The sequence below is a fragment of the Leclercia sp. W6 genome, from assembly GCF_003336345.1.
Taxonomy (GTDB): Bacteria; Pseudomonadota; Gammaproteobacteria; order Enterobacterales; family Enterobacteriaceae; genus Enterobacter.
Genome location: NZ_CP031104.1, coordinates 4,025,661 through 4,041,241 on the forward strand (window position 1 = coordinate 4,025,661; position 15,581 = coordinate 4,041,241).

Here is a 15,581-nt window from a genome sequence, read left to right on the forward strand (position 1 = left end):
TTATGATGCTAACGACAGCTCACGCTTTCCCATACGCTGCGCCAGCCACAGCGCCACGCGCGACTGCTGCTCCGCATTGAGCCACATCCCCTCTTTGGTGCGACGCCAGAGCGCATCGTCTGCGCGGCGTACCCACTCGTGGTCGGCTAAATAACGTAACTCCGCCTCGTAGAACTCGTGGCCAAAATGTTCGCCCAGATCGGTCAGATCCTTCGCCCCGTTCAGGATCAGCTCGCTATTGCTGCCGTAGGTGCGGGCAAAGTGGCGGGCCATGGATTCGCTGATAAACGGATAGCGACGGCGCAGTTTTGCCGCGTAGTCATCGCGGTTGCCGCCGATATCACCGCCAGGCAGTACCGCGCCTTTGGTCCATGCCGGGCCGATACCCTGGTAGTAGGGGGCCAGTTTTTCCATCGCATGTTCCGCCAGCTTACGGTAGGTGGTGAGCTTGCCGCCAAACACCGACAGCAGCGGCGCTTTGCCGTGATCGTCGTGAATATCAAGCGTGTAGTCGCGGGTGATGGCCTGCGGTGAATCGGATTCGTCATCGCACAGCGGACGCACCCCGGAGTAGCTCCAGACCACATCCTCGCGCGTCAGCGTCTTTTTAAAGTGCGCGTTATAGACCTCCAGCAGATAGCTGACTTCGCTCTCATCAATCTCAACGTTCTTCGGATCGCCTTTGTACTCCACGTCGGTGGTGCCAATGATGGAGAACTCATCCATCCACGGGATCACAAACACGATGCGCTTGTCTTCGTTTTGCAGAATATAGGCCTGCTTCTGGGTATGCACCCGCGGCACTACGATATGGCTGCCCTTGATCAAGCGAATGCCATACGGCGACGGCAGCTGCATCCCCTGGTCAAAGAACTGCTTCACCCACGGGCCGGTGGCGTTCACCAGACCACGCGCCTGCCAGCTGAAACGCTCGCCGGTATCGATATCTTCCGCTTCGACAATCCACAGCCCGTTTTCCCGGCGCGCCGAGACCGCGCGGGTGCGGGTTTTCACCTCACCGCCTTTACGTTCAACCATTTGCGCGTTGGCCAGTACCAGGCGGGCATCGTCCACCCAGCAGTCGGAATATTCGAATCCGCGCACAATTTCAGGCTTCAGCACCGAGTCTGCGCCAAAACGCACTCCGGCAGAGGCGGGCAGGCTGGTGCGTTTACCCAGGTGGTCGTACATAAACAGACCAATGCGGATCATCCATGCCGGGCGCAGATGCGGGCGGTGCGGCAGACGAAAACGCATCGGCGTGGCGATATGGGGTGCCATTTTCAGCAGCACTTCACGTTCCGCCAGCGCTTCACTCACCAGGCGGAACTCATAGTGTTCCAGGTAACGCAGGCCACCGTGGATCAGTTTGGAGCTGGCGGAGGAGGTGGCACAGGCGAGATCCTGCGCTTCCAGCATCAGGACAGATAACCCGCGCCCGGCCGCATCAGCCGCAATACCTGCACCGTTGATACCGCCACCTATTACAATCAGATCTTTAGTTTCCATTGCATCCTCACGCACTTTCGTTAAAGCTCAAAAATGTTCGATATCGCTCATATTAGCAAAGGAAATGGATTTTAGTAACATCAAAAAAACATTTTTGAGTGATAGAGCTAACATAATGGCGTTTACCCGCCGCCACGACGTACACTAATCGTTAAAATAGTGCGGTCCCAGGCCGCACGGCACGTGAACAGACAATAGAGAGCACCATGGAACAATTTGAATGTATTAACGTAGAAGAAGCCCATCAGAAGATGCACCAGGGCACCGCAGTGCTGGTGGATATTCGCGATCCGCAAAGTTTTGCGATGGGCCACACCCCGGGCGCATTCCATCTGACCAATGCCTCGCTCGCCGAGTTTATGCGTGACAATGATTTCGACACCCCGGTGATGGTGATGTGCTATCACGGCAACAGCAGTAAGGGGGCGGCGCAATATCTGCTGCAACAGGGCTATGACTCGGTTTACAGCGTGGACGGCGGCTTCGATGCCTGGCATCGTCATTTCCCGGCAGAAGTCGAGCACGCGGGCATTTAGGGTATATACTGTCCCCTTTTGTGTGGAATAAGCGACTGCCGCCGATGCTACTGATCACCTCTTTTAACAACCCGCGCGTCGCCCAGGCGTTTGTCGACTACATGGCGACGCAGGGTGTCATTCTTACCATTCAACAACATACGCAAACCGACGTCTGGCTGGCGGATGAGAGCCAGGCTGCCCGGGTTGAGGCGGAGCTGGCGCGTTTTCTGGAAAATCCCGGCGATGCGCGCTATCTGGCGGCGAGCTGGCAGTCCGGCCATACCGGTAGCGGCCTGCGTTATCAGCGCTTTCCTTTCCTTGCGACCCTGCGCGAACGCGCGGGGCCGTTTACCCTGGGGTTAATGGCGGCCTGCATTCTGGTCTTCATTATGATGAGCGTGGTGGGCGATCAGCAGATCATGCTGCTGCTGGCCTGGCCCTATGACGCCTCGTTAGAGTTCGAATTCTGGCGCTACTTCACCCACGCGCTGATGCACTTCTCGTTCCTGCATATTCTCTTTAACCTGCTGTGGTGGTGGTATCTCGGCGGGGCGGTGGAGAAACGGCTCGGCAGCGGCAAGCTCATCGTGCTCACCCTTATCAGCGCGCTGCTCAGCGGCTTTATCCAGCATAAGTTCGGCGGCCCGTGGTTTGGCGGCCTTTCCGGCGTGGTCTACGCGCTGATGGGCTATGTCTGGCTGCGCGGCGAGCGCGATCCAGAGAGCGGTATCTACCTGCAGCGCGGGTTGATGACCTTTGCATTAATCTGGATTATTGCCGGATGGTTTGATCTGTTTGGTATGGCGATTGCCAACGGTGCTCACGTCGCCGGGCTGGCGGTCGGGCTGGCGATGGCGTTTGCCGATACGCTCAATGCGCGAAAACGAACATAAATCTGGCAGGGAACTCCGATGAAACAAACACAACGTCATGATGCCATTATTGACCTGGTGAAAAAGCAGGGATACGTCAGTACCGAAGAGCTGGTGGAGCAGTTTGCCGTCAGCCCGCAGACCATCCGCCGCGACCTCAACGACCTGGCCGATCAGAACCGTATCCTGCGCCACCACGGCGGCGCGGCGCTGCCCTCCAGTTCGGTCAACACCCCCTGGCACGACCGCAAGGCGACGCAGACCTCGGAAAAGGAGCGTATCGCCCGTAAGGTCGCCAGTCAGATCCCCAACGGCGCGACGCTGTTTATCGACATCGGCACCACGCCGGAGGCGGTGGCGCATGCCCTGCTCGGCCATGAAAATCTGCGTATCGTGACCAACAACCTCAACGTCGCCACCACCCTGATGCAGAAAGAGGACTTTCGCATCATTCTGGCGGGCGGCGAGCTGCGCAGCCGTGACGGCGGCATTATTGGCGAGGCGACCCTCGACTTTATCTCCCAGTTCCGCCTCGACTTTGGCATTCTCGGCATTAGCGGTATCGATACGGACGGCTCGCTGCTGGAGTTTGACTACCACGAAGTGCGCACCAAGCGGGCGATCATTGAGAACTCGCGCCATGTCATGCTGGTAGTGGATCACTCCAAGTTTGGCCGTAACGCGATGGTGAACATGGGCAGCATCAGTATGGTGAATGCGGTCTATACGGATGTGATGCCGCCGGAAGGGGTGTTAAAAGTGATTCGCGATCATAAGTTGCAGTTAGAACTGTGCTGAGTTTGTGCCGGGTGGCGGCTTCGCCTTACCCGGCCTACAAAACCGTAGGCCCGGCAAGCGTAGCGCCGCCGGGCAATAAATGGCAACAAAACCATAGGCCCGCGCAAGCGCAGCGCCGCCGGGCAATGCATTACACCCCATACCCCATCATCTTCAGCAGCTGCTGTGCATGCTGCACCGCGTCCTGACGATGCGCGACGCCCAGCTTCTGATACAGGTTCCGGATATGTGTTTTGATGGTCGTCGCCGCCACGGCCAGCTCACCGGCAATCTGCTCGTTGCTGTAGCCTGAGTAAATCAGCCCCAGAACCTGCCATTCGCGCTGGGTCAGCGGACTGGTGCGGATCAGCTCCGGCACTTCCGGGTGATTCAGCAGACGTTCCACAAAGGTCTCGTCGAAGTGGGCAAACTTGTGGCGATGATGCTGGTTAATCTCGCGCAGAATGCGCTGGGCACGGTGCTGATCCAGCTCCGGCAGCGTGTTCAGCTGAATAAGCTGGCGCAGCTGCTGCGCCATGGTCTCGCCTTCAATCACAAAGTGGCTGATAAAGCCGGTGCGATTAGCCAGCTGTAACGCTTCCAGCAGTACGCGCTGGGCGTCATTCTTACGGCCTGACTGCCAGTAAAGCTGGTTTTGCAGCAGCAAGTTGCGGTTGAGATCGCTCATCAGACGCAGGCTGCGGGCATTTTCGTTCAGCTCTTCCAGTACCATCTCTGCCGGTTCAAATTCGCCTAACAGGATCTGCGCCCGGGCAATGTTGCGCCACTGGCTCTGCAGGAAGTGGTTATTGGCGAACGCCGGCTTCGGCGTCTGGCGCAGCCAGTTGGCCGCCGATTTCTTGTCGCCAGTCATCTGCCAGTAGATCACCCGCACCTTATCGGCGTTGGATACCCAGTCGCTGTGATACTGACCGTTGCCGAGCAGGTTCTCCAGGCGGTTGAGGTGGTTACGGGCGTTATCCAAATCGCCGCGCGCCAGCGAGCACTGCACCAGCAGGCCCAGACACTGCAACTGCTGCTGCGGCTGATAGGTGGAGAGCACATTGACCCCAAGACGGGCGGTGCTTTCGGCTTCGTCCAGACGTGCCCACGCCCACAGAAGCTGGGCGCGAATGCGCAGCAGGAACTCATGCATTGGCAGCTGTTCCAGATGCTGATCGCGGATCAGATTGAACGCTTTTTCCTGCGTCTCCCAGGCGGCCTGCAGGAAGCCCTGGGCAAACAAAATTTCGCTCTGCTGGATCAGGCTCCACAGCGCGTAGTGCCAGACATCGTGACGGCGCGCCATCTGTTCGGTCTGCTGCATCAGCGACAGGGAGCGGGTGAGATCGCCTTTACAGTGCAGCACTTCCCCATGCACCGAGGTGGCAACGATACGGCTGTAGAAGTTCGCCAGGGGCAGCTCTTCCAGCGCGACCATCGACAGGCGCTGGGCCTCTTCCTGGTCGCCGTCATTGATCGCCACCTGCGCGCGCAGGGCGTTAAATTCGCCGTGCAGGGCGGCATCCATCTCGCCTTTCATCTCCTGCTCGGCGCGGGCCAGCAGGGTATTCACTTCGCTGTAGCGATGCTGGCTTTGCATCAGCCAGGCCTGCAGCAGCACCAGGCGCGGGTTTTCCAGCAGGCTCTCCCACGGCAGGGCGCGCAGCGACTCTTCCAGCAGGGCCAGCTCGCTGTGATTAAACAGGCTCCAGGCGTGGTTGAGCAGGATATCGCGCAGCATATGGGCATCGCCCGCCGCCAGCGCGTGATGAATCGCCTCGCTCGGGAAGCCCTGCGCCATCCAGCTTTCTGCCGCGGCGCGGTGGATTTCCGGTAATTCGGTTGCCAGCTCCCACTGACAGCGCTGGCGCAGGAAGCTGCCAAACAGCGGGTGGTAGCTGAACCATTCGCCGGAGTCATCCATGCGCTGCAGGAACAACCCCTGACGCTCAATCTCTTCCAGGCGCATCTGGCCGTTGTCTTCGCCGGTGACGCGCACAATCAGCGCATCGTTCATTGAGCGCAGCAGGGAGCTTTTCAGCAGGAACTGACGGGTGGATTGATCGACGCTGTTGAGCACCTCATCCACCAGGTAATCGGAGAGGTGGCTGGCATTGATCCCCGACAGGCGACGGGCGGACTGCTGCGTCGGGCTGTTATTATGCCGCGCCGACAGGGCAATCAGCTGCAGGGCGGTCGCCCAGCCAGCCACGTCGTCGCACAGGCGGCTGCTTTCCGCCACCTCGATAGGGGATTTCAGGCGGCAGTCAAAGAACTGCTTCGCCTCCTGATGGGTAAAGGAGAGCTGCTGGCTGCCGATTTCCAGCAGCTGATCGCGCACGCGCAGGTTGGCAATGCCCAGCTGCGGCAGGTTGCGCGACAGCACCACCAGGGTCAGATTTTCCGGCTGATGGCGCAGGAAGAAGCGCATCGACTCATGGATCACCGGGTTGGTGATCAGATGATAATCGTCAATGACCAGATAGAGCGGGCGATGCCATTCGGCCAGCTCGATAAAGAGTTGGGAAAACAGTGAAGAGAGGCTGGCGTACTGCCGCTTTTGCACCATGCTTTCGCTGGTGACGCAGTGTCCGTTGGTCGCCTGCTGAATGGCGGCGATAAGATAACTGGCGAAACGCTCCTGCTGGTTATCGCCCTCATCAAGGGAGTACCAGCCAAGATCGGTCTTGCCGGATGCCCACTGCGAAATGAGCGTGGTTTTGCCGTACCCGGCAGGGCTCGTTACCAGCGCCAGTCGAAAATTGTTCGCGCCGGAAAGTTTCGCCAGCAAGCGTTCGCGGACCACAGTATGGTCAAGACGAACCGGGCGACTTAATTTTGACGGAATCAACATAGTTTTCACTTCACTGTGTGGAAATCGAGATTTTTGATTTTTTTTTGCGCTTCGTAATTAATGCATATAAGGTCGGTCAGAAACCTCTTTATTGCAAGTTATGTCCGGGTTTTATATCCCTTAATTTGCACTCGGTCACAAAAATATATGCTGGGGTGCGGGAACTTTTCCGATGGGCCTCGAAAGCGCATGGATACTGGTTTGGCGCATATGCGGAAGGTTAAGCATAAAAAGGAATATAGAATCGTAAAGGCTGTGAAAACTTAATAAAGTCTCGGGATGGTTACCCTGGTAAAATAACCCTCTGCGATGCAGTAAAATCCTACAGTTATTATTTCAGGTAAGTAATTATTACTGCGCTCATATATTCCTTCTGAAAACCTGTTTCATTTTTTGACGCTCTTCCCGGTAATCTCGTCTGCAATGCCCCACACTCTGGCTGCGGAAAGTGGCCGCGATCACACTTTATCGCTCATCCCCGCTACTCCTCCCCGCCTAATCCCTGGCAGGAGGAGGAAGAGCCATAAGTAGCCAGGCACACTAGCGCCAACGTTTTATTTTCTCTCTACAGGATGCAGATTCCCTATGTCACAGCCTACTTTCAACAAAGCTCAATTCCAGGCTGCCCTGACGCGTCAGTGGCAGCGTTTTGGTTTACATGCCGCTGAAGAGATGACCTCCCGCCAGTGGTGGCAGGCCGTCAGTGGAGCGCTCGCCGAGTTACTGAGCGCCCAGCCCGCAGTAGAACCGGCGAAAGATCAGCGCCACGTTAACTACATCTCAATGGAATTCCTGATTGGCCGTCTGACCGGCAACAATCTGCTTAACCTGGGCTGGTATCAGGAGGTGAGCGATGTGCTGAACGCGCACAACGTTAACCTGACCGACCTGCTGGAAGAGGAGATCGATCCGGCGCTCGGCAACGGTGGTCTGGGTCGTCTGGCGGCCTGTTTCCTGGACTCCATGGCGACGGTAGGCCAGTCCGCCATCGGCTATGGTCTGAACTATCAGTACGGCCTGTTCCGTCAGTCCTTTGCCGACGGCCAGCAGATGGAAGCCCCGGATGACTGGCATCGTGGCAGCTACCCGTGGTTCCGCCACAACGAAGCGCTGGATGTGCAGGTGGGCATTGGCGGTAAAGTGACCAAAGCGGATCAGTGGGAGCCGGGCTTTACCATCACCGGCCAGGCCTGGGATCTGCCAGTGCTGGGCTACCGTAACGGCGTGGCGCAGCCGCTGCGTCTGTGGCAGGCGACCCATGCCCATCCGTTCAACCTGACCAAATTCAACGACGGCGATTTCCTGCGTGCCGAGCAGCAGGGGATCGACGCCGACAAGCTGACCAAAGTTCTCTACCCGAACGACAACCATCTGGCGGGCAAAAAGCTGCGCCTGATGCAGCAGTACTTCCAGTGCGCCTGCTCCGTGGCCGACATTCTGCGTCGTCATCACCTGGCGGGCCGCAAACTGGCGGAGCTGGCAGATTACGAAGTGATCCAGCTGAACGACACCCACCCAACCATTGCCATTCCGGAACTGCTGCGCGTGCTGATCGACGAGCATCAGCTGAGCTGGGATGACGCCTGGGCGATTACCAGCAAGACCTTCGCCTACACCAACCACACCCTGATGCCAGAGGCGCTGGAGTGCTGGGACGAGAAGCTGATTAAAACTCTGCTGCCTCGCCATATGCAGATCATCAACGAAATCAACAACCGCTTCAAAAAGCAGGTCGAGAAAAACTGGCCGGGCGATAAAGCGGTATGGGCGAAGCTGGCGGTGGTGTTCGACAAGCAGGTGCGCATGGCTAACCTCTGCGTGGTGAGCGGTTTTGCGGTAAACGGCGTGGCTGCGCTGCACTCCGACCTGGTGGTGAAAGATCTGTTCCCGGAATATCACCAGCTGTGGCCGAACAAGTTCCACAACGTGACCAACGGCATCACCCCGCGTCGCTGGATCAAGCAGTGCAACCCGGCACTCTCCGCGCTGCTGGATTCTTCGCTGGATAAAGAGTGGGCCAACGATCTCGATCAGCTGATCAACCTGGAGAAATATGCCGACGATGCGGCATTCCGCGAGACTTACCGCACCATCAAGCAGGACAACAAAGTGCGCCTGGCGGCGTACGTCAAAGCCCGTACCGGGATTGAGATCAACCCGAACGCGCTGTTTGATATCCAGATTAAGCGTCTGCACGAGTACAAGCGTCAGCACCTGAACCTGCTGCACATTCTGGCGCTGTACAAAGAGATCCGCGAGAACCCGCAGGCCGATCGTGTGCCGCGCGTATTCCTGTTTGGCGCGAAAGCGGCGCCGGGCTACTACCTGGCAAAAAACATTATCTTCGCTATCAATAAAGTGGCCGACGCGGTGAACAACGATCCGAAAGTGGGCGACAAGCTGAAGGTGGTCTTCCTGCCGGATTACTGCGTCTCGGCTGCTGAGCTGTTAATCCCGGCGGCAGACGTTTCTGAGCAGATTTCTACCGCCGGTAAAGAGGCCTCCGGCACCGGTAACATGAAGCTGGCTCTGAACGGCGCGCTGACTGTGGGTACTCTGGACGGGGCGAACGTTGAGATTGCCGAGCAGGTGGGCGACGAGAACATCTTTATCTTCGGCCATACTGTAGAAGAGGTGAAAGCCATTAAAGCCAAAGGTTACGACCCGGTGAAATGGCGTAAAAAAGACAAACTGCTGGATGCGGTACTGAAAGAGCTGGAGAGCGGCAAATACAGCGACGGCGACAAGCACGCGTTCGACCAGATGCTGCACAGCATCGGCAAAGAGGGCGGCGACCCGTACCTGCTGATGGCGGACTTTGCGGGCTACGTTGAGGCGCAGAAACAGGTCGATGTTCTGTATCGCGACCAGGAAGCCTGGACCCGGGCGTGCATTCTGAACACCGCGCGCTGCGGCATGTTCAGCTCTGACCGTTCAATCCGCGACTACCAGACCCGCATCTGGCAGGCAAAACGCTAAGGAAGCGCGATGGAAAGTAAACGTCTCGATAATGCCGCACTGGCGGCGGGCATCAGCCCCAGCTACATCAATGCTCATGGTAAACCGCAGTCTATTGGTGCTGAAACCAAGAGGCGTTTGCTGGATGCCATGCATAAAGCCAAACCCGTCGCGAAAGCGGCGGTTACCCCCGTCCCGAACGTGATGGTCTACACCGCCGGGAAAAAGATGCCGCTGACGATCGAAGGCAGCGGCGACTTTAGCTGGCTGCTGACCACCGAAGAGGGGCATCAGCACAAGGGCCACGCCACGGGCGGCAAAAACCTCAACCTTCCGGCAAAGCTGCCGGAGGGCTACCACACGCTGACGCTCACCCAGGACGGCCAGCGCTGGCACTGCCGGGTGATTGTGGCGCCAAAACGCTGCTACGAGCCGCAGGCGCTGAAAGAGGGCAAAAAGCTGTGGGGTGCCTGTGTGCAGCTCTACACGCTGCGCTCGGAGAATAACTGGGGGATCGGCGATTTCGGCGATCTGAAAAAGATGCTGGCAGATGTTGGCAAGCGCGGCGGGGCCTTTATCGGTCTCAACCCGATCCATGCGCTCTATCCGGCCAACCCGGAGAGTGCCAGCCCGTACAGCCCGTCATCCCGTCGCTGGCTGAACGTGATTTATATCGACGTGAACGCCGTGGAGGATTTCCGCAACAGCGACGAGGCGCAGGCCTGGTGGAAGATGGAGACTACCCGCCAGTCGCTGCAACGCGCCCGCGATGCCGAGTGGGTCGATTATGCTTCCGTCACCGCGCTGAAGATGGCCGCGCTGCGTATGGCGTGGAAAGGCTTTGCGCAGCGTGACGACGAACAGATGGCGGCCTTCCGGGCGTTTGTTGCCCGTGAAGGGGAGAGCCTCTACTGGCAGGCGGCGTTCGACGCGCTGCATGCGCATCAGGTGAAAGAGGATGAAATGCGCTGGGGCTGGCCGGTCTGGCCTGAGCAGTATCAGTCCGTCGACTCCCCGGCGGTGAAAGCGTTTTGCGACGAACATGCCGATGAGGTCGATTTTTACCTCTGGCTGCAGTGGCTGGCCTACAGCCAGTTCGCAGCCTGCTGGCAGGAGAGCCAGGGTTACGACATGCCGATTGGTCTCTACCGTGACCTGGCGGTGGGCGTGGCCGAAGGCGGGGCGGAGACCTGGTGCGATCGCGAGCTTTACTGCCTGAAAGCCTCGGTCGGCGCGCCCCCGGATATACTTGGCCCGCTCGGTCAGAACTGGGGCCTGCCGCCGATGGACCCGCATGTGATTGCGGCTCGCGCCTATGAGCCCTTTATCGAGCTGCTGCGTGCTAACATGCAGAACTGCGGCGCGCTGCGTATCGACCACGTAATGTCGGTGTTGCGTCTGTGGTGGATCCCCTACGGCGAAACCGCCGACCACGGCGCCTATGTGCATTATCCGGTGGACGATCTGCTCTCGATTCTTGCGCTGGAGAGTAAGCGCCATAACTGTATGGTGATCGGCGAAGATCTCGGTACCGTACCGGTAGAAATTGTCAGCAAGCTGCGTGACAGCGGCGTGTACTCCTACAAGGTGCTCTATTTTGAAAACGACCTTGAAAAGAACTTCCGCGCGCCGGAGGCGTATCCAGAACAATCAATGGCAGTCGCGACGACGCATGACCTTCCTACGCTTCGTGGCTGGTGGGACAGCGGCGACCTTACCCTGGGCAAGACGCTGGGTCTCTACCCTGACGAAGTGATGCTCCGCGGGCTTTATCAGGATCGTGAGCTGTCGAAGCAGGGGCTGCTGGATGCGTTGCATGAGCACGGCTGCCTGCCAAAACGCACCGGGCATAAGGCGTCGTTGATGTCGATGACCCCGACGCTCAACCGTGGGTTACAGCGCTACATTGCCGACAGCAACAGTGCGCTGCTGGGGTTGCAGCCGGAAGACTGGCTGGGTATGGCGGAGCCGGTTAACATTCCGGGCACCAGCTACCAGTACAAGAACTGGCGTCGCAAGCTCTCCACCTCCCTTGAGGCGATGTTTGCTGACGAGGGGGTGAATAAGCTGATTAAGGATCTCGATAAGCGGCGAAAAGCGGCTGCGAAGAAGTGATAAAAAAAACCCGCCGGATGGCGGGTTTTTTATTGCCCGGTGACGCGTAGCGATCCGGGCCTACGGAATGTGCATGCTCTGGTTTTGTAGGCCGGGTAAGGCGCAGCCGCCACCCGGCGCTGTCACATCAAACAACCATACCCAGCAGCAGACACCCAATCAGGCCGCAGACGGAGATGATGGTTTCCAGCATTGACCAGGACTTGATGGTCTCACCGATGGTCAGGTTGAAGTACTCCTTGAACAGCCAGAAGCCCGGATCGTTGACGTGAGAGAAGATCACGCTACCGGAACCGACCGCGATAACCATCAGCTCAGGGCTGACGCCGGTGGTGGCAATCAGTGGCGCCACGATACCGCCCGCAGTGATAGCGGCTACGGTGGCAGAACCCAGCGCGATACGCAGGACTGCGGCGATAGACCAGGCCATCAGGATAGGGGAGATGTTGGTTTCATGCATCATAGAGGCGATGTACTTGTCCACGCCGCTATCCACCAGAACCTGTTTGAACGCACCGCCACCACCGATGATCAGCAGCATCATGGCGATGATTTTGATTGAGGAGCCCAGGGTGTCGTTAATCTGATCCATGGAGCGGCCACGGTTCAGACCAAAGGTGAAAAGCGCAATCAGAACCGCGATCAGCGTCGCCATTACCGGGTCGCCCAGGAACTCAGCCACGCCGAGAACCGGATGGCCTTTCGGCAGCACCATTTCACAGACGGCGCGCATGGCCATCAGCACAACCGGTACCAGAGAGGTCCAGACGCTGACGGCAAAGCTTGGCATCTCGGCTTCAGTAAAGGTTTTCGCGTTGTACAGCCCTTCCGGGATCGGCTTGTCGATACCTTTCAGGCAACGGGCAAATACCGGGCCTGCCAGGATAACGGTCGGGATCGCAAGGATGGTACCGAACAGCAGGGTTTTACCCATGTCCGCATGGAAGATAGTGGCGATAGCGGTCGGGCCCGGGTGTGGCGGCAGGAAGCCGTGTGTCACTGACAATGCAGCAGCCATCGGCACACCGACATAGAGCAGCGGGATGCTGGCAGAGGCGGCGATGGTGAACACCAGCGGCAGCATCAGCACGAAGCCCACTTCATAGAACAGCGCGAAACCAACGGTAAAGCCGGTTAAGACCACCGCCCACTGAATGTTGTTTTTGCCAAATTTTGCAATCAGCGTGGTTGCGATGCGCTGTGCGCCACCGCAGTCAGCCAGCATTTTACCGAGCATGGCGCCGAAGCCCATGATCAGCGCGAGGCTACCGAGCGTACCGCCCACGCCAGCTTTAATGGAGCTGATAACTTTTACCAGCGGCATACCCTGCATCAGGCCGACAGCAAGTGCCACCAGAACCAGAGCGATAAAACCGTTCATTTTGAAACGGATCATCAAGAGCAGTAATAAGACAACACCGATAGCGACAATAACTAATGGCATGATTGACCTGGCCTTTGAATTGTTATGGGTAACGTCGTTGTTTGACGACTATTTCCAAATGCCCCAACTGGGAACAGAGTGGTAATGGCACTTACGCTGATACCATCCGGACGTTTAAGTTTAGACGGCTGTTATAAGGGGAGGTGAGTGCCCACGGGAATGATACGGGTAACATCGGTGGGTTGAGAATCACCCCGGTGGTCAAAATGTGAATTATGAGACACAGGTCATGTTATGGCAGGAGAGGAAAAGAGGGTTATTGCCCGGATCCAGCGCCGGTTCCGGGCAAAAAGAGCGGAAAAAACTTAGTAGTAGGAGTGTTCGCCGCGCTGGTGTTCGGTAAGATCGCGCACGCCTTTCAGCTCCGGGAACTCGTTCAGCAGCTGCTTCTCGATCCCCTCTTTCAGGGTGACGTCGACCATGGAACAGCCGTTACAGCCGCCGCCAAACTGCAGAATCGCCAGACCGTCTTCGGTGATCTCCATCAGGGAGACGCGACCACCGTGACCCGCCAGCTGCGGGTTGATCTGGGACTGCAGCAGATACTCAACGCGCTCCATCAGCGGAGCGTCATCGCCCACTTTACGCATTTTGGCGTTTGGTGCTTTCAGGGTTAACTGCGAGCCCAGCTGGTCGGTGACAAAATCAATTTCCGCATCTTCCAGATACGGGGCGCTCAGCTCATCGACATAGGCAGTGAGCTGCTCAAATTTCAGGGCGGTGTCAGTTGCTTCCACAGCATCCGGTGGGCAATAAGAGACGCCGCATTCTGCATTCGGGGTGCCCGGGTTGATCACGAATACGCGGATCTGGGTCCCTTCTTCCTGATTTGCCAGCAGTTTGGCAAAGTGCGCTTGTGCAGCATCGGAAATACGGATCATAGAATTGGCCTAATAGTTGACTAAATTACCTGGGTATAATACGCCCAACCTGAGGGCGCTACAAGGTTCGACACAGACACCATACCTGAACCGACGCCGCGCCGCTTCGCAAAAGCAGGCGGGAGAGCTCTGCGACGGTAGCGCCTGTTGTCACGACATCATCCACCAGAGCGATATGGCGTCCTGCCACCGGGAATTCAAGCGCAAAGGCGTGCTGCAGGTTGCGTTTACGCAGTCGCGCGCTGAGCCGATGCTGGGCCGGGGTCGCACGGGTGCGGCGAAGGGCGTCGGGAACATAGCGGCAGTTTAACCAGCGGGCCAGCGGGCGACAGAGCAGGTCACTCTGGTTAAAACCGCGCCGCCAGTGCCGCCGGGACCAGAGCGGCACGCTGACCATCATATCGACACGCGGTAAACCGTGGCTGCGCCTGGCCCGCAACAGCGCCAACAGTAACAGCCTCGCCAGCGGCTGGGCCAGCTGGCTGCGGCGGGAAAATTTTAGCTGATGGACAAGCAGACTTACCGGCGGCCTGTAACCGCACACCGCCACCAGCGCCTGCCACGGCGGGGGTTTACGCAGGCAGCGCCCACAGGGCAGGTGAGGGTGAATGGCCGGCAAACCGCACCGGGGACAACAGCTCCCCCGCGGGGCAATTCCCCTTTCACATACGGAACAGACTCCCCAATGACCGAGGGTCAGCGGCATCCGGCATAGCCAGCACAAGCCGGGCACTGTTAGCATAGACAACCTCCTTGTGAAAAAAGAGAACAGTAATCGATGAACAACCTTTGGTGGCAGACCGTCGGGACAGGAAATTGTCATCTTGTGCTGCTGCACGGATGGGGGCTGAATGCCGAAGTATGGCGTTGCGTCAGTGAGGAACTGGCCTCACATTTTACGCTGCACCTGGTGGATCTGCCGGGCTTTGGCCGTAGCCGTGATTTTGGCGCGATCACGCTTGAGGAGATGGCGGAGCAGGTGCTGGCTCAGGCCCCGGATCGGGCGATCTGGCTCGGCTGGAGCCTGGGCGGACTGGTGGCGAGCCAGATTGCCCTGACGCATCCTGAACGGGTGCAGGCGCTGGTGACCGTCGCCTCTTCCCCCTGTTTTAGCGCCCAGGGGGAGTGGCCGGGGATCAAACCTGAGGTGCTGGCCGGTTTCCAGCAGCAGCTGACCGACGATTTCCAGCGGACGGTGGAGCGTTTTCTTGCCCTGCAAACCATGGGCACAGAAACGGCGCGCCAGGATGCCCGCACGTTGAAAACCACGGTGCTGTCATTGCCGATGCCGGAGGTGGAGGTGCTGAATGGTGGGCTGGAGATCCTGAAAACGGCCGATCTGCGCACGCCGCTGGCGTCGCTTTCGCTGCCGCATCTGCGAATTTATGGCTATCTGGACGGGCTGGTGCCGCGCAAGATTGTGCCGCTGCTGGATGAGCAATGGCCGCAGAGCGAAGCCCTGATCATCGCCAAAGCGGCACATGCGCCCTTCATCTCTCACTCCGACGAGTTTTGCGCGGCGTTGATCGCCTTAAGTCATCGTTTAAACTGATTATTTTTTCATTTCAGCTGGAAAAAGTGACGTACCGCAACAATACTCAATATATCGTTGCGGTTATCCCGCGTTCGATAATCAAAATTACAATCATC

At 58.1% G+C, this 15,581-nt stretch carries 11 protein-coding genes; 6 read left to right on the forward strand and 5 right to left on the reverse strand.

Translation table 11 applies throughout. The annotated features are described in order from the left end of the window. Positions 1-1,509, reverse strand: coding sequence for a glycerol-3-phosphate dehydrogenase (gene glpD / locus DVA43_RS19640; RefSeq protein ID WP_114316506.1), 1,509 nt, complete (start codon positions 1,507-1,509; stop codon positions 1-3). 206 nt (positions 1,510-1,715) lie between these two features. Here glpD and glpE point away from each other — a divergent pair, with 206 nt between their 5' ends. The 3 genes from glpE to DVA43_RS19655 are packed head-to-tail and all read left to right on the forward strand — an operon-like array spanning position 1,716 to position 3,697. Then, on the forward strand, positions 1,716-2,045 hold the full coding sequence (gene glpE / locus DVA43_RS19645; protein ID WP_103177330.1) for a thiosulfate sulfurtransferase GlpE: 330 nt from the start codon (positions 1,716-1,718) through the stop codon (positions 2,043-2,045). 44 nt (positions 2,046-2,089) lie between these two features. Then, positions 2,090-2,920, forward strand: a complete 831-nt coding sequence (gene glpG, locus DVA43_RS19650) for a rhomboid family intramembrane serine protease GlpG (protein WP_103824791.1) — start codon at positions 2,090-2,092, stop codon at positions 2,918-2,920. 18 nt (positions 2,921-2,938) lie between these two features. After that, positions 2,939-3,697: a DeoR/GlpR family transcriptional regulator gene (locus DVA43_RS19655; protein ID WP_103177328.1), complete on the forward strand. Its 759-nt coding sequence runs from the start codon at positions 2,939-2,941 to the stop codon at positions 3,695-3,697. Between the two features lie 130 nt (positions 3,698-3,827). Here DVA43_RS19655 and malT read toward each other — a convergent pair whose 3' ends face one another. Further along, the gene (gene malT / locus DVA43_RS19660) at positions 3,828-6,533 is read right to left on the reverse strand and encodes an HTH-type transcriptional regulator MalT (RefSeq protein ID WP_114316507.1); all 2,706 of its coding nucleotides are present in this window, start codon (positions 6,531-6,533) and stop codon (positions 3,828-3,830) included. 585 nt (positions 6,534-7,118) lie between these two features. Between malT and malP the strand changes: the two genes are divergently transcribed. Beyond that, positions 7,119-9,512 (forward strand): maltodextrin phosphorylase, encoded by a 2,394-nt coding sequence (gene malP, locus DVA43_RS19665; RefSeq protein ID WP_114316508.1) that lies wholly within the window; start codon positions 7,119-7,121, stop codon positions 9,510-9,512. 9 nt (positions 9,513-9,521) lie between these two features. After that, entirely contained in the window at positions 9,522-11,606 is a 2,085-nt protein-coding gene (malQ, locus tag DVA43_RS19670; protein WP_114316509.1) for a 4-alpha-glucanotransferase, read from the forward strand. 127 nt (positions 11,607-11,733) lie between these two features. Here malQ and gntT read toward each other — a convergent pair whose 3' ends face one another. The 3 genes from gntT to gntX all read right to left on the reverse strand — a co-directional run bounded on the left by gntT (position 11,734) and on the right by gntX (position 14,673). Beyond that, complete coding sequence (gntT, locus tag DVA43_RS19675) at positions 11,734-13,050, reverse strand: gluconate transporter (RefSeq protein WP_114316510.1); 1,317 nt, start codon at positions 13,048-13,050, stop codon at positions 11,734-11,736. A 305-nt stretch (positions 13,051-13,355) separates the two neighbouring features. Continuing rightward, complete coding sequence (nfuA, locus tag DVA43_RS19680; protein WP_103824797.1) at positions 13,356-13,931, reverse strand: Fe-S biogenesis protein NfuA; 576 nt, start codon at positions 13,929-13,931, stop codon at positions 13,356-13,358. Between the two features lie 58 nt (positions 13,932-13,989). Then, a complete protein-coding gene (gene gntX / locus DVA43_RS19685; RefSeq protein WP_114316511.1) occupies positions 13,990-14,673 on the reverse strand; it encodes a DNA utilization protein GntX in 684 nt (227 codons plus the stop codon). A gap of 36 nt (positions 14,674-14,709) precedes the next feature. Between gntX and bioH the strand changes: the two genes are divergently transcribed. Further along, positions 14,710-15,483, forward strand: a complete 774-nt coding sequence (bioH, locus tag DVA43_RS19690) for a pimeloyl-ACP methyl ester esterase BioH (RefSeq protein ID WP_114316512.1) — start codon at positions 14,710-14,712, stop codon at positions 15,481-15,483. Positions 15,484-15,581: the final 98 nt, after the last annotated feature.

Excerpts from the sequence above, each read along its gene's own strand:
- glpE (WP_103177330.1), top strand. The coding sequence starts at position 1,716 with ATGGAACAATTTGAATGTATTAACGTAGAAGAAGCCCATCAGAAGATG.
- gntX (WP_114316511.1), bottom strand. The coding sequence starts at position 14,673 with ATGCTAACAGTGCCCGGCTTGTGCTGGCTATGCCGGATGCCGCTGACC.
- DVA43_RS19655 (WP_103177328.1), top strand. The coding sequence starts at position 2,939 with ATGAAACAAACACAACGTCATGATGCCATTATTGACCTGGTGAAAAAG.
- nfuA (WP_103824797.1), bottom strand. The coding sequence starts at position 13,931 with ATGATCCGTATTTCCGATGCTGCACAAGCGCACTTTGCCAAACTGCTG.
- malP (WP_114316508.1), top strand. The coding sequence starts at position 7,119 with ATGTCACAGCCTACTTTCAACAAAGCTCAATTCCAGGCTGCCCTGACG.
- glpD (WP_114316506.1), bottom strand. The coding sequence starts at position 1,509 with ATGGAAACTAAAGATCTGATTGTAATAGGTGGCGGTATCAACGGTGCA.
- gntT (WP_114316510.1), bottom strand. The coding sequence starts at position 13,050 with ATGCCATTAGTTATTGTCGCTATCGGTGTTGTCTTATTACTGCTCTTG.
- glpG (WP_103824791.1), top strand. The coding sequence starts at position 2,090 with ATGCTACTGATCACCTCTTTTAACAACCCGCGCGTCGCCCAGGCGTTT.
- bioH (WP_114316512.1), top strand. The coding sequence starts at position 14,710 with ATGAACAACCTTTGGTGGCAGACCGTCGGGACAGGAAATTGTCATCTT.
- malQ (WP_114316509.1), top strand. The coding sequence starts at position 9,522 with ATGGAAAGTAAACGTCTCGATAATGCCGCACTGGCGGCGGGCATCAGC.
- malT (WP_114316507.1), bottom strand. The coding sequence starts at position 6,533 with ATGTTGATTCCGTCAAAATTAAGTCGCCCGGTTCGTCTTGACCATACT.